The organism is Streptomyces sp. NRRL B-1347, from assembly GCF_000720325.1.
Classification (GTDB): domain Bacteria; phylum Actinomycetota; class Actinomycetes; order Streptomycetales; family Streptomycetaceae; genus Streptomyces.
Genome location: NZ_JOJM01000019.1, coordinates 24,128 through 43,946 on the forward strand (window position 1 = coordinate 24,128; position 19,819 = coordinate 43,946).

Here is a 19,819-nt window from a genome sequence, read left to right on the forward strand (position 1 = left end):
CTACTCGGCGAACGTCAGCCGGCTACCTTCGCCACGGTGAGACCCGCAGCAACTACGGTTGCCACAGCGGTAATCAGAGCGACGGGCAAGACGAACTTGCCGCGCTCACCCTCAAGGCTCCGTATGCGCGTCTCATGGTCCTCTAGCGTCTCGTCCACGCTTTCCCCTTGCTGCCCGAGCGACCGCACGTCCTCGCGGAGCCCAACAACCTCGTCGTAGATCTCGCGGGCCCCGATTCGCACGCCTAGCGTCTCGTCCTGGTCGTGCATCCCGTCGCCCTCGCTCACCATGGCGTCAAGGTCGGATCGGTGGGCCTGTCCGGGGTAAGTCCCGCATCCTTCGGAGGACCGTTGGCGGTCGTTCCGCGGAGTGTGAGGGTCTGCCGTATCTCTCCATTCTCCGCGGAGAGTTTGATGCCGATAACCCAGGCTAGGGTGTCCAGTTGGGCGCCCGTTGAGTCGACCACGCGCACGGCGTCGCCGAGTTCAATGCGCGGGTCCGGCAGGATCTCGACATCCCCGAGGAGCGGGATGGGGTAGGCGCCCGCGGATTTCAGGATCTCGGCTATACGCTGTGCAGGCTCTTCCTGCTGAATCCACCCCTGCGCGTCGTGCTCGTATTGCTGCACGCCGTAGTAACGCTGACTCGTCGCGTCCTGCGAGACCTCCCAATGATCTGTTGGCGAGGCGCCGCTATCCATGGTTGGAGTCACCAGCGACAGGGACAAGCCGTTGAGCGCGTTGCCCCGTAGCCACACCGTTTCGCTACTGCGGTTGCGCATGGACAGGACGAGCTTCCCGTCCTCACGGTGAGTCCCTACTTCAACCGCCCCGTGCACAACGGGAGTTCTGCCGATCTGCGCCGAGCCGAACCGGATGGTGTCGGGTACCACGGTCTCCGCTGTTGCCGGGGGCGTGGTGTCGAGTTCATCGTTCCCGACCGTCCACGCAATGCTTCTCGTCTGCCCCGGGTTGATCTGAATGACGTTAATGGCCTCTTTGACGTTGGCCATGTTGGCCTTGACCCGATACCAGCTCGCCCACCGGACAGAGCAGTGATTCCGGCAAGCGTCAATCTCCTCCGTCAGCGTGAGCGACGCTAGTTCTCGCTCGGACGTCACGGTAAGGTCGGGCTTTTCCGGCGGTGTCTGCCACCTCTCCGGGCCGCGCCACCGGAACACCCCCGCACTATCAAATTCAGCAGTCGAAAGAGTGGCCCGTGCTATCTGCGTGATCGCATCCCAAGCGCTTCCCGAAACCGCGGGCAGCATACGGACGGGAATCTTGGGCACATCAAGCGTCGCCGACTTGTCCCACATGCCTTCCTGCATCCGGGCGGCAACGGAACTCGGTTTAGCGGCCAGCTGTGAGAGTTGCAGCCCCTCCACCTGAATCGAGCTGATATCGATCGTCAGATCCGCCATAGCGCCAGGCGGAATGTCCATCGTCGGTATCGTCTTACGGCTGATCTCAATGAGCGGGTCACGCGGGGACACCAGATGCCCCGTAATAGCCGCGGTTCCACCCGAGGAAACCGTGAGCCAGAAACCAAGATGCCACCGCCCGAAATCACTTTTGAGAGCGTCAACATAGGTCTCAACGGGGCCGTAGTCCTGCGGAGGGTTCAACTGCCGCCCCGAGTAGGTGACTGCCCCTTCCCGGAAGTCGACCTTAATGTCCACGGTGTGCATGACACCCTTACCCGCATCCCAAGACAACGAGAACTTGATCGACGAGTCCACCGTGGCGGGAACCCGGGAAGGGTTCTTCGCCCATATTTCCAGCCACAGCCCATCCGAGTGGTTCCGGTTGACCGGGCGCATCTGCGGGATGTACTTGGCCCACGTGCCACCTGTGCGGTTTCCGCTCGCCGAGCATTCCCACGGCGCATCCTTCTTGGACCACTTTTCCCAGTTGCCGCTCAGCGTCTTGAGGTAGCCGACGTTGGCGGCAGCCCCGCCGTGCATCGACGCGTACAGGATGCAGCCGGCCCGCGGGGGCGGAGCGGTGTGTACCCCGCTTCTCATCAACAGGTGGTCGACGCACCACACATCCGATGCAACCCAGTTGGTCGCGTCCCCGTAGGGGGTCGCGGGGTCAATGCCGCCCGCGGGGCGAGGGAGCTGTGCGGGCGTCCGCAGACGCTCGGCGCCGTCGAGGGCGGACAGCCTGACCGTGTCTTCTCCCGACTGTGCCGAGCGAGACCGCACCGTTCCCCGGAAGGTGGGGAGCGTCCCCATTTCATGCGTGCCAAGTCCCCAGGAGTGGACGACCGACTGACGCGGCCGGGCCACGTCCCCGCTCGCGCGAGGGGCCCACGGCCCGTACAGCGCGGGGGCCGACGCACCCCCCTTGCCACTCAGCGCGATGTCCGCTTGGGCGCTGGCCGAGCCGCTGAATGCGCGCATGGCCTCCGGTAGGTCGGTGCTGTACGCACGGTCCAGCGCCCACGACTGCACCTGAGTGGACATGTCGTGCCCCCCGAGCCGAATCACGTGCGCGGCTATCCGCTCGCGTGCGGCGAGAGCTGCTGTCAGCGTCGCGTTGCCGGGCTTCATCAGGTCACCTCCACCAGGTCCAGGCTGATATCCCGGAACGCTCCGTCTCCGGCCGTAGCCGCGTGGCTGTAGCCCGTGATGCTGTAGGCGGGGGTCCCCTCGCCATACGGGCGCGCACCAGCGACCAGGGCCGCGGACACGTCGCCGAGACAGAGCATGGATTGCCCCATCGGCCAATCACCCCCTCGCGTGCCATCGAACCTGACGGCAGGGCGCACGTATGCCGCCTTTTCCGGTGCCGTGCGCACAATCGGAACCGCCACATTTGGCGTTGACGACGTGAAGAACAGCTTTCCTGACACGTCGTACCATTCCATCCGCCACTGCACTACAGGGGCCCCAGATGCCAGAAGACCAGGCGCCCACCATGTGTAAACCATTCCCGGATGGGCGGGGTACCCCACCCAATTCGGATGCTGCCAATACAACTCCGGTCCGCCCTCGCCGACAGTGACGACGCCCACTCGATTTTCAACGTAGGGACTCCACACCCCGCCAAAGAGTGCAAGTTCCTTGGTGTAGGCCCATTTCGCAGGGTCGCCGAGCGCGAGTCCTTGAGACGACGACAGGACGTTTCGCGCGAGGGGGTCAATGACCGCTACCGGTCCGGCCTCATCAATGCGACGGGCGAGCCGGTCCAAATGCACCACGTCGTCTCGCTCCATGGCCGACCACTCCAGGCGGAGCCGGCGAGGGCGGATGGGGGGTATCCACGTGGTGACACCCCCGCTGAGAGCCCGGAACTCCTTCACGCCGAGATCGGGCGAACGGTCGAACTTCACGGCGCCGTCAGTGACTTCGCGGAGCGCTCCGGGGCGTCCGATCCATAGCCCCACGTGCTCACCTCCTAGCTAGCTGACGCTGTCCGTACGCCACCGCGCGGGCAATCTCGGTCTCTCCGATGCGCACCACGATGTCCCGCCCCCGTTCGCGCTCCAGCGAGCGCAGCAGAGCATTGATGGCGCCCTCCCACGAGCCCGTTGATTGCGGCTGCACTACGGCAGCAGAGGCACGCACAGGCCTCATTTCAGGCACGCGGACCATGGCTCGAAGGCGGGTGTCCAAGGTGCGCTGTTCGGCGTCGATACCTTCGACGACACCCGCAGGAATCCATCGGCCGATCTCATCGCGCATGAGCCGCGAGGGACTGTTGATCCCGAGGGCTTTAGCAATGGGACCGGGGATGATCTTCTTCGCCCACCCGGTGAGCTTGTCCTTAAGCCATCCTCCCAATTCGCGCACGCCATCCCAAATTCCGCGGACTAGGTCTCTTCCCTTGCCCACGAGTAGTTCTCGGAAGTCTCCGAGCTTCCGCCGGATACTGCGGGGAAGTCCGCCCATCCAGTCGACGAAATCGCCCACGCGCCGCTTGGAAGCACTCACGAACTCGCCGACACCACGAATCGCCGAGACAAAAGCTTGAGCAAGCTTGCCAACGATCCGGATCACGTCACCGATCCCGGAAAGAGCCACTCCGAGAGCCCAGATGAGCCCGGAGAATACAGGTCCGGCCAGCCGTACTATGACGGGTATGGCGGTGCCTAGAATCTCCGCTGCAAGTCGCCCGAGCCATTTAGCGACGGTCGACAAAGCCTGAATCAGGGGCTGCGAATCCTGAACGAGCTTCTGGAATTTCGCGCCTATGCTCCGCAGCGCAGGGGAAAAGTGCACAGAAATAAAATCTGCCACAGACGACAGGATCGGCCGCACGTTCTCGTACAGGGCGGTGTACACCGATATCGCCGCTGGCGCCACGGTGCCCGTGAGGATCTGTGCCAGGCCGGTAAAGGCTGGCCCCACCGTCCCGGATACTGCCGAGAACAGCCCGCGCACCGAAGGGGCAAGCTGCGTGGATATAACCGCCCAGACACCACGGGCAGCCGGAAGGAAAGACGTCGTGAAACGCTCGGACAGCGCGCCCACACTGGGGGACAGTTCATCTCGCGCTGAACTCGCAAGCCCCCGTACTTCCTGGCCGATGCCAGAAATCACCCCTCGGACCCCGCCCGAGGAGAAATAACCGAAGAACCCCCCGACAACTCCCTTGGCCCGGTTGAACGCGGGCGCTACTACATCCGCGGCGGCGGAGCCGAGAGACAGCATCGGGGGAAGAACCTGATTCCCGATAAAGTTCGTGAGCTTGACTTCGGCGGTGCGCTTGAATTGCTCAATGCGTGCCCCGGCACCGCTGTGCAGTGCCTTGCCCATCTTGTCGGCAGCACCCGCGGTCTTGCCCAATGCCTTTACGGCATTGGTCGGGTCCATGGCATAAAGTGCCTTGCCGAGGTCTTCGCTTTGCGTGCCGAAAAGATTGACCGCAGCCTGGTTCTGTTCAACCGGGTCTTTCATGGCCCGGAGCCGGTCAATGGTCAGATCCAGTGCCCCGGCAGCGGTCTTTCCCCCCTTTCCGAAACGGGCAGCCATGTCCTCGGCGTTGAGGCCGAGAGATTTGAATCCGTCCGCGGTGGTCTTGGAACCGTCCACCACACGGATGGAGAATTCCTTAAGCGCATCGGCCGCAACGTCGGAGTCGCGGGCGCCCGCTTGGACCATCTGTGAAATGAGCCCAAGTGATGTCTTTCCGTCCAGCCCCAGTTTCCTGAATTGAGTGGAGTACTCATTCATCGTGTCCAACAGGTCGTCAGCCTTGTTGGAACCGTTCTGGAAACCGCGGGTCAGAACGTCAAAAGCCTCGTCCGCGGACTTGGCCATGCCGGTGCGGAGCATCTGCGAGACAGCCCGCGTGACCCCGCCTACGTCCTGGTCAAATACCTTCGCCAGGTTTCCGGCTTTGGAGGCAATGCTTTCAATCTGGTGGTTCGTGGCGTCCGGCGGAGCGATTCCGGCTTCCATGACGGAGCGGATGACGTTGGCCGCGTCCTGCACGTTGTCGGTGACCCCGTGCGCGTAAAGCTGCCCGGCGACCTCGCCGTAGCGCTTGGCGTCCTTCGGCGTGCTGCCGAGCTGTGCCTGAATCCGGTTGTTGATCGACTGCTGATCTAGCGCATTCTGGAATCCCTTTACCAGCACCGCACCAGCGGCCACACCGATACCGGCCAGTCCTGCCTTAAGGACTCCGCCCATCTTGGACTTGAAACCCTCGCCGGCTGCCCCGCCCGCACCCTGCCCCGCCGCATCCGCGGGGCCGGTGACTTCCTGCTGTAGGCGCTGCCCAAACCCCTGCACTTCCGGGACCACGGACACATAGCCCACGCCGACCTCAACGGCCATCGGTCACCCCCTCGCGGGTCGACTGAAACCGCGCGAGATAGGCGGCAACGTGCTCGGGGCTCCGGTCAGTCCGCCCGATCCGATCGGCCCGGAAACCCGGGCGAGGAATCGGCGAGGGACGTCGGCTCGGCGTCTTCGAACCCGCGTTACCGCGCTGCCAATTCGCCTCGCTCAGACGGTCATGCACCGCGGCAAGCAACTGCGTTTGCAGGGTCCAAACGGCGTCCTCGCCACCCATCGACCGGTGCAGGGAAGATTCCGCGGGCAACCCCATGATCAGAGCCCGCAACCGGCGCCACGTCAGCCCCGAACCGGACCTGAAAAGGTCCCGAATATCGAGACCGTAGAAACGCTGTAGGTCTGCCTCTATGGCCTCCCCGTGCTCACTCAGGAGCCGGAAGAGGCCCCGGATTCCCCCACCGGAGCACCCTCGTGCTTCTGCCACTGACGGAACAGCTCGCCGAGAGCAGCAAGCGGAACCGGTATCTCATCAAAGAGAGTCCACTGATCACCGAGCCCGGACCTGAGCAGTGCCTCAATGTCCCGGGCACTCGGATTGTCAACGTTGACCGCGTTAAGAATCGACTTGTCCAGCTCACCCGCAGCGGGCATCGTGAAAATGTTGCCCGCGAGCGTGAACCTAAAAGGCTCTCGACGGGCTTCCTTAACCCAAACATCAAGGTCAAAAGGCGCACTCATGGTAATACCTCAATCAAAGAAGGAACGATTCAGCTAAAGAATCAAGCGGCAGGCGTAGCCACCCACGCAGGGTCATCGGAGTACTTGTAAGCGACCGTTCCGTCAGCGCCCGGATAGGCGGTAATGGTCAACTCGTAGGCAATGGCTTCGTCGCCCTTGTACGTGATATCTCCGGTCTCGGTAACCTCTCCGTCCGGCACAACGATGCGGATATGAGAGTTACCGTCGATCACGTCGAATCCGAAACTGCGGCGGTCCGGTCCCGGCGCCTTGATGGCAAGGACGCTCTTACCGCTCGCCGACGTGACCTTAGAGCCCTTGTGGTACAACTCTAGGACCGTCTTGTTGGTCTCGATGGCCGTGAACTGAAACGTCATCTCGGACGAGCTGATGACCTTGCGGACGGTCTGACCGCCCTGCCACCCCTTGATCTCGCTCGCGTCCGTCGAGTTCGCTTCGGTAATCCCGTCATCCGAGATCCACCCAATATCGACAAAGGCGGCATCCCAACCACTCGTGGAATCAGTCGGGAGCTTGGACTTGGGTGGAGCCACGTACGCAGCGCCTGTGATAGCGACACGTACGGCATTAGCGTTTAGAGTCATAGTTTCACTCCTTTGGAGCAGGCGTGTTTCGGTGCTCGAAAAGAAACCGACGGTAGGTTTGCCGCATGACAGACGGACTGGTCGGAGCGCTCATTGGTGGAGGGGTTGCGATCGTTGCGCAACTAATCGTCCTGCGATGGCAGCGTCAGATGCATAGGGAGAACATTCAGGCTCGCATTAACGAGTACAGACACGACGGGCGCCTCAATGCCTTTGCGGATCTTGTAAATGCCTGTAAGTCGGCGATTAGCGCCTACGAGGATGTTCACCACCCTGATAGACTTCCCGTTGGATATACCAATTGGCGCGACGCCGCCATGGGAATCATGCGACGAATCGATGACGCCGTTTCCCGGATCAATATTGTCGGGCCACTCGAACTAGCTGAACCCGCCAAGAAATGCCAGTCCTCTTCCCAAGGGCTGATCGAACATGTCTGGGATACGTCCCATCTGAACCTCGCTCCCAAAGACCTGGTTGAGCAAGCAGAATCGGCCCTACAGCGGTTCACTGAGCAAGCCAGAGAAGCCCTAGAGCGTTCGCCCGCGTAGGTGCACCTCGGCCGCGAACGCGTACCGGGGCTGTCCGGACTCGGAATCGGGGAGCCACTGCGGGCCCCCCACCTCGGTCACGCTGTAGACCGTGACCCCGCCGCGGACTCCGGGAATCGCGCCGAGCAGACCGCGCACCAGCGCGCACAAGTCGTGCGCCTGGTCCTCGCGCGTCGCCCACGCGTGGAAGTCGAGTCGGGCTCGGTCCGTGACCGGAGTTGGCGAGGACCCGCCGAGCCGTTCCATCCGAACGAACCGGTGCGGGCGGGGAGTTGGGATGCGGGATACGACCGGGACGGGTTCGCCGGCTGCCGCGAGGGCAGAGCGGAGATAGCTCGTCACCACGGCCACCGCGTCGGGCATGACGATGATGGGTCGGCTCACTCGCCACCCCCGCCGAGCCCGCGCAACAGGTCCCGACGCGAGCCCGCTGCACCCCCGGATTTCGACCAGTTGTAGTTACCGATCACAGCGGCACGCCATCGGCGCGCGCCCAACGCTGCGTCGGTGCGAAAGTCGCCCTCGGACCCCGCGGCAGCCGACGCGATGCGCTCGGCAATGCGCCGGACCTCGGCGCCCGTCTCGGGGGTCTTCATCAGGCTGTTGATCCCTTCCCTGTTGGGCCGGAACCTCACCCGTTCACCTCCTTCAGGCGGGCTTCTGTGTGGTGGTGTCGGCCCCCGAGCGTCCAGCGGGCAACGTCTCCGTCCACGTCGAGCAACCGCCCGAGCGCAACCACGCGGTCCCCGGGAGTCAGGTCTATGTCCGCCCCGGTCCGCGTGACCAGGCGCCACCCGGTGACGACAACCGGACGGTCCCCGGTGTCCTCGGCGGACGTGTCGGGCTGCACGGACACACGGCGGACCGTGGTCTTGGCGGCCCGATCCCAGTCACGTTCGCTCGTGGTGTTGCCGTACCGGTCCGTGACGTACGGAGCCCGCAGGATCACGACTGTCTGTGTGTAGTGGAGCGTCACCGCAGACCCACCACCGCGACGCGTCGCCGGTACCGGGCGAGTAGGTCCCGGTCCGCGGGGGCGAGGGACGCCCCGATGGTCTCGGCGGAGTAGGTGACGGACACGCTGCCCACGGACTCTTGCCGAAGATCGGACGGGTTCGTGAGCACTCGGGACGCGAGCGTCAGCACCACGGCGAGCACGTCCGCGGGGACGCTCGCGTATCCGTGGGTGTAGGTGACGGTCACGGCCTGGTCGCCGCCGAGGACGCGCACCCGGTCCCGGACGAGCTGCCACCGGTCCGCGGGGACGAGCTGCCCGCCGCGCCGAACCTCCGCAACCGAGATCACGGGACGCTGCGGCAGCACCGCCCACCCCTCGCGGGGGTAGAGCGTCGCCGAGCTGTTGCCCCGTGTGAAGTTCTGCCGAGCCTCGCGGCGAACGATCGTGGACGCCACATCGAGGACCAGGGCAGCGCCCTCGGGCAGCTCGGCCCGCTCGCGCTGCATCCACGCGGCGAGCTGGTCCGTGGTGGCCAATGCGGGCAGAGCCATAGCGTGCCCTCCCGCTACTTCACTGTCTGAGCGCCGCACGCCAGACACCGCGTCACCGTGCGCGAGGTTCCGTCCGAGTCGAGAACTGGGAAGCTCTCGATTCGGTCCGGGACCGTGCACGCATCGGTGTGCGGCACCTTCGGGGCGGACGCTGCACGCTTACGCGGCGGCAATTCCGTGCCCCTCTCGGCTACTTGGCGAGGACGCCGTTAAGGCGCGCGGCAGCCTTGCCGCCGAAGAGGGCGAGACCGGTGTAGAACTCAATCCGCGTGCGATATGCGGGCTTGGTCTCCAACTCGCCGAGGTCGTACGCCTGAACGCCGCCGTTGGTCAGCCCCGTCACGGCCCGGTCATCCTCGGACTGACCGAACTTCACGGCGTAGATGCTGGACGCGTCGGTTGCCGTGCCCTGCGTCTCGGTCTGCGGCAGGATGTCCGCGCCCGCGGCAGTCTGGCCCGGGTCGAGCAGTGGAATCCCGTTGTAGGTCGAGACGAGCTTGCCAGTAATGGCCTCGCGGACCATTTCAAAACCGCCGATCCGGCGGGCAGCGCTGCGAATCTTCGCGATCACCTGCCGGTTGGCGTAGATCGCGCCGTTGGCGCTGTTCAGCCCCGGCACCTGTGCAACGAGCTGGTCCAGCAGATCAAAGAACTTATGTGAGTCATCGGCACCAGCGCCCACGATCGGAGCGCCATCCTTGCCCGCGCTGATGACCTGCGAGCCCGTCAGACGCTTCCGCAGACCATCAAACGACTTGGGGTCGGTCGCCACGTCGCCGTTAAAGAACGTCTCCGCGAACTTGTACGAAGCGGCCTTGACCTTCATGCGCGTCTGAATCGCACGCTGATCATTGAGGTTCCCGCGGGTCTGGACAATGAACCGGTCCACGTCAGCGTCACCACCGAGAATCACAAGAGACTCGCTCTTCTGGTTCACGGCACCCGTGGACTCCGGGTACGCCTCATTCACGGAACGGAACGAGACACCCGGCAGCGCCGCTTCCTCGTTGTAGGCGTACGAATTACCCTCAATCGTCAGCAGCGGAATCCGGTCAAGAATGCTGGACTCCTGAACGAACGTCTCCACAACGCCCCGCTGAAGATCAGTCGTGGAAAGCTTCGCCGCCTCGGCCAGAGTAAGAGCCATTTAAGAAATCTCCCTGATTTTGGGCATGAAAAAGGGACGACCCTCGGCGGGTGCGCCCCTCGAAAAGGAAAAAGAAGTGGGTGGTCAGCTTGTGCCGAACGCGCGCCGTAGCCGCTCGTGCGGGGTGGCGGGCTCGGGCTCGCCCGGGTCCTCGCGCTGCCCGCTGCCCACGTCGCCCCACGGGGCCGTGGTCGAGCCCGCGCCCGACTCCGCGGCGAGGTACGGCTTTGCCTTCAACAGCTCGTCCACAGCCTTATTGATGGCCACGCTGTCTACGTCGCCCCCGTCGCCGGCTAGAGCCGCAACGTCCACCAGGGCGAGCGCGTCCGCGGGGTCACGGAGCCGACCAGCGGCAGCCGCGCGCACCTCGGCACGCACGAGCTGGTGCGTGAACTCCGAGCGAATCTCCGCCCGCAGCGCGTCAAGGTCCGTGCCCTTGACCGCAGCGTTGGCACGGCGGAGCCGAGCCGCTTCCTTCTCGGCAGCCTCACGCGCCGCGCGCTCCGCGGACAGCTCGTCCGCCTGGTCCTGGTGCTCGTCCTCGCCCTGGTCCTGGTCGCCGCTCTCGCCCTCGGGCTTGGCAGTGCCGCCCGGGTCCTGGTGCTCATGCTTGGCGTCGTCCTGGACGCCCTCGGGCTCGCTGCCCGGGGTGGTCTCCGGCTCGTCTGCCATGTGTCCCCCTACGTGATGTATCCGTGCTTTCGCAGCATCGCTATTTGGTGCTCGCGGGAGTCCCCTGCGAGGTCGAAGATGGTTTCCGGCATAAGCCGCGACTCTTTCGAGCGCTCGTATCGGTTGCCGGGGTTCTTCTGGAAACCGGCGTTCAGTGCCTTGCCGCCGATTCCGCGTTTGGTGGTGCCCTCGGTCGTGACCTTGACCGGCCCGCGTCCCGTGGCGGCCGTGGCCAGTCCACGGCGGGCATTGACGAGCTGCCCGAGGTCCGCCCCCGCCTCAAGTGCCTTGAGCGCAGCGGGCCCGAGACGCTTCCGCTGTTCTTCGGGGCTCATCTGCCGGAATAGGTCCTCGGGCGTCTTGGTCTGCCGCCACTCGGAATCCGTCATCGGCTGCATGCCACAGTCACAGCGCGGATGACGCTTGAACCCGGTCGAGTACGAATACTGACGACCGGACAGGATGATGCAGCGGGCACACGCGGGCAGCCGCACCACCCGCACGTACGAGACACAGCGGGGCTCGGCAGCCATGGCGACCGACGTAGCCGCACGCGCGGTGTCCGTAATCTGCGTGCCCACCAACATGGACAGCTGGTTCAGCCCCGCGAGCGACGCGGCTTCCGCGGACTGGCCGAGTGCGAGAGCTTGCGCGGTGCGGATCGCCGGAAGGTACAGCAGCGAGGCAAGCGGACGCGCGTCCGACGCGAGCCCCACGAATGCCGCAGGGTCCACCATGCCGAGCGGCCCAAATCCCGCGCCCGCAGCGAGGATTGAAGCGCTGACGAAAGCCTGAGCGCCCGCAGCGGCAGACATCTGACCCGCCATGACAGCAGCGAGGATCTGCCGCCCGGTCTCACCCTGCATCGCAGACAGAATCCGGTCCGGAATCACGTCCCGCCACAAGGCTTGCACCGCCTCAACGACGCTCCGAGAAACGCTCTGCACGTCCGCGTAGCGGGCTTGCGCGAGCGTCCCGGGCTCTGCCATCAGGCAGCCTCTGCAAGCTCGTCTGCGGGCTCGTCGGGCTCGCTCTCAGGCTTGGGGCCGAACAGCTCGGCCACGTTCCCGCCGAGGATCGCGCTCGCCTGGTCGTTGCGCATGGACTTCCACCGGGCTATCTCGTCCGGAGTCACACCCGGGATGCGCTCCCAGAGCGCTTCGTCCGGTACGCCAATGGCCTTGAGCTTGACGAGTGCGTCCGAGTACTGCGAGTCCGAACGGAACTGCGGGTCCCGCCACACCACGGAGCCGAGGGAGAGGGATTCCGCCCGAGCGCCCTCGCCGGCTGCCAGTGCCTCAAGGCGCATGACTTCCCGCAGCGCGGCCCCGAAGTGCCGTTGCCTCTCGGTCACCTTGGCGACGAGCCCCGCCTCACTCGCGGCGAGTGCATCGGCGCTGACGTTGACCAACTGCCCGATCAGGTAATGCGGGGGTGTACGGGTCTGTGCGGCGATGTGCTGCACTGCGGCCTCAATCACCTTGAGGTAGTTCCCGAGGTCACCCGCGGAGAACTCGGCAATGCGCGCGGTGTCCTTCTCCAGCCACAGCAGACGGTCCGAGCGGAACCGGTCTAGGGGCAAGTCCTCTTCGCCGACGACTTCCCCCGAATCGGGGTCCACGATTTCCCGAACGGGCCGGTCCATGCCGAGAACGGCACGCGCCGGAAGCGCAAGGTAGTCGCTTCCCGTCATCAAGTGAGCCCAAAGGGTATTCACGGCGTCCTGTAGCGGCAACACCGTTGCAAGCTCACTGCGCGGACTCCCATGCAGCCGCGACCGGTTGGGCAACTCGACCAGCGGCACCACGCCGAGCGGGTTCGGGATGTGGCTCGGCTCGCCGCGGGAAAGTCCCGCCGTACGCCCGGTCCACGCACCACCGTTCCGGGTCGGGCGCTGCCACCGGTACACCATGTCCGGAGTGAACAGCGTCGCAAACTCAACCCCCGAGTCCCGCCACACCATGAGCCCCGCCTTACGGAGCCGTCGGCGACCAGGCACGTACTCCACCACGGCATTGGACGCGTGCTGAAACGTGATCTCGGTATTGAGCCCGTCGGGCTTCCACACCAGCGCGTACGAGCGGCCCGTGATCAGAGCCTCTAGCAGAGCGAGGCCAATTTCTACGTCACACTCGCTCTTGCGCCACGCTCGCCCCGCCGCCTGGTCAATGCTCCCGTCCTCAAGTCGGAACCCGATCGGCATAAGCCGTTCAACGGTCGCGTCCGGAACCGTGGCACACCAGTTGTCCGAGAAATCGGCGAACAGATCCCCGGTCTGCGTGCTGAACTCAGGGCTTGCGAACATCAGGGGCCGTTCCCCCTCGTACGCATCCGACCAGCGCTTAGCCCGCGCCTTGCGTTGTTCGATCTTGGCCCGTAGACGGACCGTCATCTGTAGCGGAGATTCCGCCATGCTCCCCCCTCCGGGCATGGAAAAGCCCCGGTCGGCAGTAACGCGAACGGGGCGGTCTAAGCACTCGCAGCGCGAGCACGTTTCAGCGGGCGGCGCACGTATCCGTCAAGCGCCATCACAGCAGCGGCTATCCCGTCGATACGAGCGGACGACTTGTCCCGGTCCGGTTTCACCGGGCGCATGTTGTCGTTGCCGTCCCGGTAGACCTCCACGACAGAGGCATGCCACCGCAACACCGGATTGCCGCCGTGGCGTATCCGGCCCTCGCGTAGCAACCGTTCAAGTTCCTTGCTCCCCGGGCTCATCCCTAGATAGGTCTGCGCGACCGGAACCACATCAACGCCCCTGGTTTTGGCGTCGATTCGCTGGACTAGCTGCCCGGCAAACATCCGGTCGTACGAAATCCGCTGCACGTCCAGCCGACGACAGTCCGCCACTATCTGCCGCTCGATGGCGTCATAGTCGATGGCGTCGCCCTCGGTCAGCGTCAGCAGACCATCCCGAGCCCATTGCCTAAGCGGCACCTGTAGCTGTTGCTCTAGCTCGTCCACCCGTTCTTCCGGCAGCCAGAACCGCGAGATCAGTTCCAACTCGACACCGGGCACCCGGGATTCAACCGCAATGACCCACGCGGAAAGGTCCGAGACCGCGGAGAGGTCCACCCCGCCCCACGCGCGCCGGTACCGGAACCGCTTCTCGTCCACCGTGCCGTTGTTCTCGTCCCACAGCGGAAGCGTCAGCCACCGCGAGGACGAGCGCATTCGCCTGTTCAGAGACAAGCGGCAGAACGTAGGGAAGTAGGAAGGCGTGGACTTGGCCTTTGCCGCCTCGCGCCGCATGTACGCAAGCGAGGGCGACACTCCGAGCCCCGGATTCGCCTTACGCCACGTGGACTCGGCGAAAGGGTCGTCCGATTCCTCGGCCGCCCAAATCACGCCGTAATGCGCGGGGTCATCAACGATCCCGTCCGCACAGCGGCGCGTGTACGTGTGCTTCTCGTCGTAGATGCTGCCCTCTTGCCCCTCGTCGGCAGTCGTAATGAACACGACTAGGGGTTGGTCACGGGCTCCGGTGCCAGTCTCGATAGCGTCGATAAGGTCCCGGCGCTTGTGTACGTGGACCTCATCCACAATCGCGCCGCTGACGTTCAACCCGTGTGCGGTTTCAGCAATCTTGGACAGCGCGCGGAACACGCCACCAGTCCTCGGCACTCGGATGAGCCCCCGCAGAACCTCCACGCGGCCCCGTACGGCCCTACTGGTGAGCGCCATACGCTTAGCGTCATCAAAGACGCGTTCGGCCTGCGGAAGCGAGCCAGCAGCCGCGTACACCTCGGCGCCAATCTCGCGGTCTGCGAGCAACAACACCAGGCCGATACCGCTGGAGAGCGTGGACTTGCCCGCCTTACGGGGAACCTCAATCCACACCGTACGAGCCACCCGCACGGCACGGCCCAACTCCGGGTCATGCCACAGCCACCCGAAGATGGGTGCGATGATCCACACCTTTTGCCACGGCGCGAGCTTGAGCGCAGTCCCGCCCCAACGGCCTTTCGTGTGCCGCATGGACTCGATAGCTGCAATGGCTCGGCGAGCGGCGGGCACATCGAAATAGGCACCCTCACGCTTCGACGCCTGGTGGGCGAGGACGAGCGGACGGGACTCGGCCGCGTCGGCTATCTCGTCCTGGGTAAGCCCGAGTTCGTACAGCGCGTCCGGCGGTACGGGCAGATCGTCAGTCGAATATGTCTCCATCATCGTCCCCGCTCTCAGGCGGGGTGACCCGGGTTGCAGACGCGGGGCTAAGCCCCAACTCGCCAACCAGCGAGCGGAAGTGACTCCGGTACTGGTGGGCAATCGTCACCCATGGACTCTTGACGTTCCCGCGCTCCGTCTCGACAACCAGGCCGGTCCGAGATAGCTCCCGCTCTGCCTGCCAAAGGCGAGCAACTGTCACGCAATACTCAATAGCGGTTTCCCGCTGTGGGTCGGTCAAGCCTGCCGACACCACCAGGGCGGGAATCGTCCGTGCCCACACGTCAGCGGCCTTGTCCCGCACGTCCTCGGCGGAGTCGCCCGGCAGTAGCTCGGACCAATCCGGCTCGGTGGGGATCTCGGGGGCGAACCGCGCCCCCTCGGAATTCCGGTCGGGGCGGAACGTTCCCTCACGGACAGCCTGAATGTGCGGCTTCGGTTTCTGGCCCGGAACGGCCACGGCTCATCACCTCCATAGGAACGCTCAAATGAGCCATGCGAGTTTTTTGCCTCCCTGCCGATCTGGCAGCGGAGCGGTCGGGGAGTACCCCCCTGGTCGCCGAGTCAGGACCGGCGAGGCTGGACGCGCTCGGCAGCCCAACCGCCCGGCTGATGCTTCGCGGTCTCACGGTTGTGGCACGACGTGCACAGCGGACGCAGACGCGACCACGCGTCCGGATCGGCGACACCACGAGCCACCAGCGACCGACGCGACTCCGGGAAGTGATCCGCCACGGTCGCGATGCGCGAGCACAGCACGCACCACGGATGCGCGTACAAGTAGCGGCGCCGGACGCTCTGCCAGCGGGTGTCATAGCCCCGCTCGGCTGTCGTGCCTCGCTGTTGCTGTGCCTCACGCTCGTGCTTCGGGCAGCGTCCCCCGCTCGTCAGCTCGGGACACCCGGGGATCGTGCAGGGGGTACGGGGCTTACGGGGCACGGGGGATCACCTCCCGAGGGGTGGGGTTTGCGGGGCAGGTGGACTCGATCGCCACTGCCGCCCGGGAGCAACCGGGCGCTTACCAGGGCAGGGCGTACGCCTGCACCGCACCTCTTCAGCTCCCGTACCGTTCCGGAAATCGGTAATCCGCTATTTGTGTAGCAAGCAATGGAGTCAAGGCCCCGTAGGAGTGAAGCGGAAGCGTTCGCAGAAAGCCGTATTCCCCTTTGCCTCACTTACTGGAATGTGCGCCTCCGCACCTCTGGGGTGCGGGTGCGATCGTGAGTTCCGTCGGACCGCGTGTTTCCCCTCGTGTTCACTCGGCACGGCATGCGGCCCCGGGCAAGGAGGAAGAACTTGAAGCGTCGTCTCGCCCTCGCCATCGCCACGCTCTTGCTGGCAGGTGCCACCACAGCAGTCACGGCAAGTCCGGCAGCAGCAGCGCCCCCGGAGCTGTGCACCGCGGAACAGGAAGCACAGGGAGCAGTCAACGACGCCGTCGCAAAGGGCTGCCATGCCGACCGAGCCAACAGCGCTGCCGCGCGCGGCTCCAAGTACCTTGAGCGGGCGTACAGCATCAAGGATGGCAGCCACGAAGAGGAACACCTCATCAATGAGCTTGACCAGCTTTCAGAGGTCGCTGGCACAGCCGCCGGGGACGCCGACAACGCGGAAACTGCCGCTGATGCCGCCGAGTACGCTCGGAAGGCTGCCAGCGTGGTCAATGGGATGGCCAAGGCTGTCTCTGACATGACGAACCACACTCAGCAGGACACCGCCCGCGCACTGGCCGCCGAAACCGCATACCAGGCAGCCAGGCAAATCAGCGAAGAGGGCACGGGCCGAAACGCAGCGCTGAACGTGGCAGCGGACACGGCAGAAAAGGGAGCCCAGGCCGGAATCGACTGGTAAGGCTGACCGCCAACACGTCACCTGACCTCCGGGCCGCACCGCTCAGCGCCCGGAGGCCAGGACCCCCGCACCAGCCGCCCCGAACTCCGTCGCGGTCTTCAACCCGTGGCACCCCCGGCACAGCACCTGAACGTTGCCCGCCGTGTCCGTCCCGCCCATCGCGAGGGGCCGCACATGGTCTACGTCCACCGCTTCCGCGGGGAAGTCGTGCAGGCACCAGTCACACCAGGCGTGACCGCGCTCCTGTATCCGTGCGCGGAGCCGCGCCGCCGCATCATGGCGTCTCGCCCTGCGCCTACCGCGTGCACGTCGGGCACGAACCGAGGGAAGCGCTTGGTGCTGTGCGTCGTGAACGTCGCAGCGTCCGCGGCGAGTTGCCGTGTCGGGGCACTCAATGCATGGGGTCATGGGTCACCGCCTGGTCGTCGTTGTCGTGGAGTGCCCGCCCCCGGACTCGAACCGGGGAACTCTGCGGGTTGCTTCCGGGTCTCCCCGAGGGGGCCGGTACCGCGCACCTCTAGCCGTTGGGTCAGCGGGCATGGTCGTCCGAGCCGGCGAACCGGTCCGGACGTTGTGGGGGGCCGTACGGGCTTCCAACCCCGTTCGGCGCACTCGCGGACGAGTGGGTTACTGATGGGCGGTACGGCCCCCGCGCGCTGTCTCACGACCCCCGCGGCCACCCCGAGTAACGCGGGATGCGTGGTGCATGAACAGCGCTTGTCGCCGAGAGCGGACACTCAGACCGCCGTGTGTCCCCCTGTAGGGCGGGTGCGCGGTAATCCCGCTCCCGGCAAGTTGGTGAGGGAGGGTGGCACTCGCCCCGAGCGCCCTGCCCGTTCCCCCCTCCTACTTTCTGTGGGGAGCGGACCTTGCTCGGTGTCGCTGCGCACGAGCGAGCGGGCTGTTTCGCCCTCCTACTTTCTGTGGGGAGCAGACCTTGCCCAAGGGGTCGACTGGTGGCGGAGTGCCGTTTGAGGTACCGGGCTCTCTTTTCTTGGATTTTTTCTATGCGTTCCAAAAAAGTGGTGTAAACCGTCACTCCATCACCCCTCGCCCCGCTGTCGAGCTGCCCCGAGCGCGCGAGGGGACCGGGGGCGGGTAGCGGAAAGCCCCGGGCAGTCTCGGGGACCGACCGGGGCTCTCGCGGCTAGCTGTACTGCACCGCATACAACCGGATACCTAGCCGCTCAGGGACTGTACCGGGGCAGCCGAGGGCCCCGACGGTCGGCAGGGACCGCCGGGACCGTTCCGGGCCTATGGCACGGCTACGCGGCTACCAGTGCCCGTGCGGGCTCGGCGGGGGCAGGATCGGGCTCGGGGTGCACCCGCACGGTGCTTGTGGCGGGCTCGGCGAGGGTGTGCACGGGCTCGGGCTCGGCGAGGCGTACCGCGCTGCCCGGAGCCGGGGGCGCGTCGTTGCGGGCTTCGGCTTCCGCATCCCCGGTGACGGTCGCAAGCTCGGCAATGGCGGGGTCCAGTTCTCCGGTGATGGTGAAGTCGACGCGGCGTGGGTCGAGCCGTCGCCATCCGCCCTTGCTGCCCGGCTTGACCATCAGGCGTGCTCCCGCGGCTATGAGCATGGCGCGCTGTGCCGCCGTGTCGGCGTCGTTCCAGTCGTCGGCGTACGTGCGCCCGGTGGGGACCACCTCTCGGCGAGGCTCGCGCTTCTCTCGGGATTCCAGCTCGGCCAACCGGGCGTCAAGGGCGTCTGCGCGACGCTGCCACTCGGCCTTCGCGGTCTTGGACTTCTGGCGTCCCTTGTCCTGCTGGTGCTCGGCGAACTCTGCTGCTGTCGCGTCTATCTCGGGCTGCGGGTCATAGCCCGGTATCTCGATGACGCGGTTGATCTGCACCTGACCGGCCGCCTTCAGGAACTGTTCGGTGACGTACTCATCGACCCACTCAGCCCGCACTGTGCAGGGGGCGGGGCAGTGTGTCCCGTACTTGTACGACGAGCACCGGTAGGTACCGCTGGACCGGTTCAGGTACATCCGCTCGTCGCATCCGTTGCAGTGGATGACCCGCAGCAACAGCGCGGTGGAGTCGGTGCGCTCGGGCGCCTTCTCCGCCACGGGCTTGGGGGTGAGCAGTGCGGCAACCTGGTCGAACTCTTCGCGGCTGAAGATGGGGGATGTGGTGGCCATGACGGGGTTGCCCGCGTCGTCGCGCACGGGCTTGCCGCGGTGCATCTTCCAGCCCATGAGCGCGGGGTTGGCCAGCATCTTCTCGATGGTCTGCGCACGCCACTGCGCGGGCTTCTTCACGGGCTGGTCCGTGGCCACGGCGGTGCGCTTCTTGGTGCGCGCCTGGTAGGCAGTCCAGTGCGCGGACGGGGACAGCACGCCATCCGCGTTGAGGGCGCGCGCGATGGTGTGCAGTCCTCGGCCGTCCATCAGCTCGGCAATGATCCGCTCAATGATCTTCACCGCGTCCGGGTCGGGTACGAGGGTCCAGCCGATTCCGCCGTGCTCGGCGGGCATCTCGGCGGGCAGGTAGCCGTATGCGGGCTTGCCGCCGCCCCGCCAGCGAAGCGGCATCTTCCGCATGGCTGCCTGTGCCCCGGTGACGCGGTCCTTGATGCTCTGCGACTCGACCTGAGCGGCAAAGGCCAGCATGAGCATCATGAGTTCGCTCATGGGGTCCATGGGGTTGCGGAAGTCGAACGTCAGACGGCCCCCGCCGATGCCCTCGGCGAACACGATGAGCTTGCGGTGTTCGCGGGCCCACTTGGCAAGCTCGTGCATGTCGCCCATGTCCCGGATGGCGCGGTCGAAGCGCCAGAACACCAGGGCGTCAAAGAGTGCGCCTCCGTTGCCCCCGAGTGCCGAGG

Annotated in this window: 19 protein-coding genes; 2 read left to right on the forward strand and 17 right to left on the reverse strand. The window is 65.5% G+C overall.

The window, feature by feature from the left end; all coding sequences use genetic code 11:
- Positions 1 to 14 precede the first annotated feature (14 nt).
- From IG74_RS0118050 to IG74_RS48020, 6 genes are all read right to left on the reverse strand, one after another.
- Positions 15 to 290: a hypothetical protein gene (locus tag IG74_RS0118050; protein WP_234334364.1), complete on the reverse strand. Its 276-nt coding sequence runs from the start codon at positions 288 to 290 to the stop codon at positions 15 to 17.
- Complete coding sequence (locus IG74_RS0118055) at positions 284 to 2,557, reverse strand: hypothetical protein (RefSeq protein WP_030677684.1); 2,274 nt, start codon at positions 2,555 to 2,557, stop codon at positions 284 to 286. The genes IG74_RS0118050 and IG74_RS0118055 overlap by 7 nt, the downstream gene beginning before the upstream one ends.
- Positions 2,557 to 3,339 (reverse strand): hypothetical protein, encoded by a 783-nt coding sequence (locus tag IG74_RS52135; RefSeq protein WP_158857677.1) that lies wholly within the window; start codon positions 3,337 to 3,339, stop codon positions 2,557 to 2,559. Before IG74_RS52135 ends, IG74_RS0118055 begins: the two co-directional genes overlap by 1 nt.
- A 58-nt stretch (positions 3,340 to 3,397) precedes the next feature.
- On the reverse strand, positions 3,398 to 5,788 hold the full coding sequence (locus IG74_RS48015) for a phage tail tape measure protein (protein WP_051854994.1): 2,391 nt from the start codon (positions 5,786 to 5,788) through the stop codon (positions 3,398 to 3,400).
- A 387-nt stretch (positions 5,789 to 6,175) separates the two neighbouring features.
- The gene (locus IG74_RS45975; protein ID WP_037825663.1) at positions 6,176 to 6,487 is read right to left on the reverse strand and encodes a hypothetical protein; all 312 of its coding nucleotides are present in this window, start codon (positions 6,485 to 6,487) and stop codon (positions 6,176 to 6,178) included.
- A gap of 41 nt (positions 6,488 to 6,528) precedes the next feature.
- The gene (locus IG74_RS48020; protein ID WP_158857679.1) at positions 6,529 to 7,041 is read right to left on the reverse strand and encodes a phage tail protein; all 513 of its coding nucleotides are present in this window, start codon (positions 7,039 to 7,041) and stop codon (positions 6,529 to 6,531) included.
- Positions 7,042 to 7,157: 116 nt separating this feature from the next.
- Here IG74_RS48020 and IG74_RS52140 point away from each other — a divergent pair, with 116 nt between their 5' ends.
- Positions 7,158 to 7,643 (forward strand): hypothetical protein, encoded by a 486-nt coding sequence (locus tag IG74_RS52140; RefSeq protein ID WP_158857681.1) that lies wholly within the window; start codon positions 7,158 to 7,160, stop codon positions 7,641 to 7,643.
- A gap of 380 nt (positions 7,644 to 8,023) precedes the next feature.
- On the opposite strand, the gene IG74_RS0118085 is transcribed toward IG74_RS52140, so the two are convergent.
- The 9 genes from IG74_RS0118085 to IG74_RS0118125 form a co-directional block, all read right to left on the reverse strand.
- Positions 8,024 to 8,278, reverse strand: coding sequence for a hypothetical protein (locus tag IG74_RS0118085; RefSeq protein ID WP_030677694.1), 255 nt, complete (start codon positions 8,276 to 8,278; stop codon positions 8,024 to 8,026).
- Positions 8,275 to 8,592 (reverse strand): hypothetical protein, encoded by a 318-nt coding sequence (locus IG74_RS0118090; RefSeq protein WP_158857683.1) that lies wholly within the window; start codon positions 8,590 to 8,592, stop codon positions 8,275 to 8,277. Before IG74_RS0118090 ends, IG74_RS0118085 begins: the two co-directional genes overlap by 4 nt.
- Before the next feature lie 23 nt (positions 8,593 to 8,615).
- On the reverse strand, positions 8,616 to 9,152 hold the full coding sequence (locus tag IG74_RS0118095) for a hypothetical protein (RefSeq protein ID WP_030677698.1): 537 nt from the start codon (positions 9,150 to 9,152) through the stop codon (positions 8,616 to 8,618).
- Between the two features lie 190 nt (positions 9,153 to 9,342).
- Entirely contained in the window at positions 9,343 to 10,299 is a 957-nt protein-coding gene (locus IG74_RS0118100; RefSeq protein WP_030677700.1) for a major capsid protein, read from the reverse strand.
- An 84-nt stretch (positions 10,300 to 10,383) separates the two neighbouring features.
- Positions 10,384 to 10,971 (reverse strand): hypothetical protein, encoded by a 588-nt coding sequence (locus IG74_RS48025; protein WP_051854997.1) that lies wholly within the window; start codon positions 10,969 to 10,971, stop codon positions 10,384 to 10,386.
- 8 nt (positions 10,972 to 10,979) lie between these two features.
- Positions 10,980 to 11,960 carry a hypothetical protein gene (locus IG74_RS45980; protein WP_037825664.1) on the reverse strand — a complete coding sequence of 327 codons (981 nt, stop codon included), beginning with the start codon at positions 11,958 to 11,960 and terminating at the stop codon, positions 10,980 to 10,982.
- Positions 11,960 to 13,384 carry a phage portal protein gene (locus IG74_RS0118115; protein ID WP_030677710.1) on the reverse strand — a complete coding sequence of 475 codons (1,425 nt, stop codon included), beginning with the start codon at positions 13,382 to 13,384 and terminating at the stop codon, positions 11,960 to 11,962. Before IG74_RS0118115 ends, IG74_RS45980 begins: the two co-directional genes overlap by 1 nt.
- 56 nt (positions 13,385 to 13,440) lie before the next feature.
- The gene (locus IG74_RS0118120) at positions 13,441 to 15,141 is read right to left on the reverse strand and encodes a terminase large subunit (protein WP_030677713.1); all 1,701 of its coding nucleotides are present in this window, start codon (positions 15,139 to 15,141) and stop codon (positions 13,441 to 13,443) included.
- A complete protein-coding gene (locus IG74_RS0118125; RefSeq protein ID WP_030677716.1) occupies positions 15,119 to 15,598 on the reverse strand; it encodes a P27 family phage terminase small subunit in 480 nt (159 codons plus the stop codon). The genes IG74_RS0118120 and IG74_RS0118125 overlap by 23 nt, the downstream gene beginning before the upstream one ends.
- 836 nt (positions 15,599 to 16,434) lie before the next feature.
- Between IG74_RS0118125 and IG74_RS0118130 the strand changes: the two genes are divergently transcribed.
- Complete coding sequence (locus IG74_RS0118130; protein ID WP_030677719.1) at positions 16,435 to 16,989, forward strand: hypothetical protein; 555 nt, start codon at positions 16,435 to 16,437, stop codon at positions 16,987 to 16,989.
- A 42-nt stretch (positions 16,990 to 17,031) separates the two neighbouring features.
- Here the strand turns inward: IG74_RS0118130 and IG74_RS0118135 are convergent, their stop codons facing one another.
- Entirely contained in the window at positions 17,032 to 17,397 is a 366-nt protein-coding gene (locus IG74_RS0118135) for an HNH endonuclease (RefSeq protein WP_030677724.1), read from the reverse strand.
- 857 nt (positions 17,398 to 18,254) lie between these two features.
- Positions 18,255 to 19,775 carry a recombinase family protein gene (locus tag IG74_RS0118140; protein ID WP_267885571.1) on the reverse strand — a complete coding sequence of 507 codons (1,521 nt, stop codon included), beginning with the start codon at positions 19,773 to 19,775 and terminating at the stop codon, positions 18,255 to 18,257.
- Between the last annotated feature and the right edge of the window lie 44 nt (positions 19,776 to 19,819).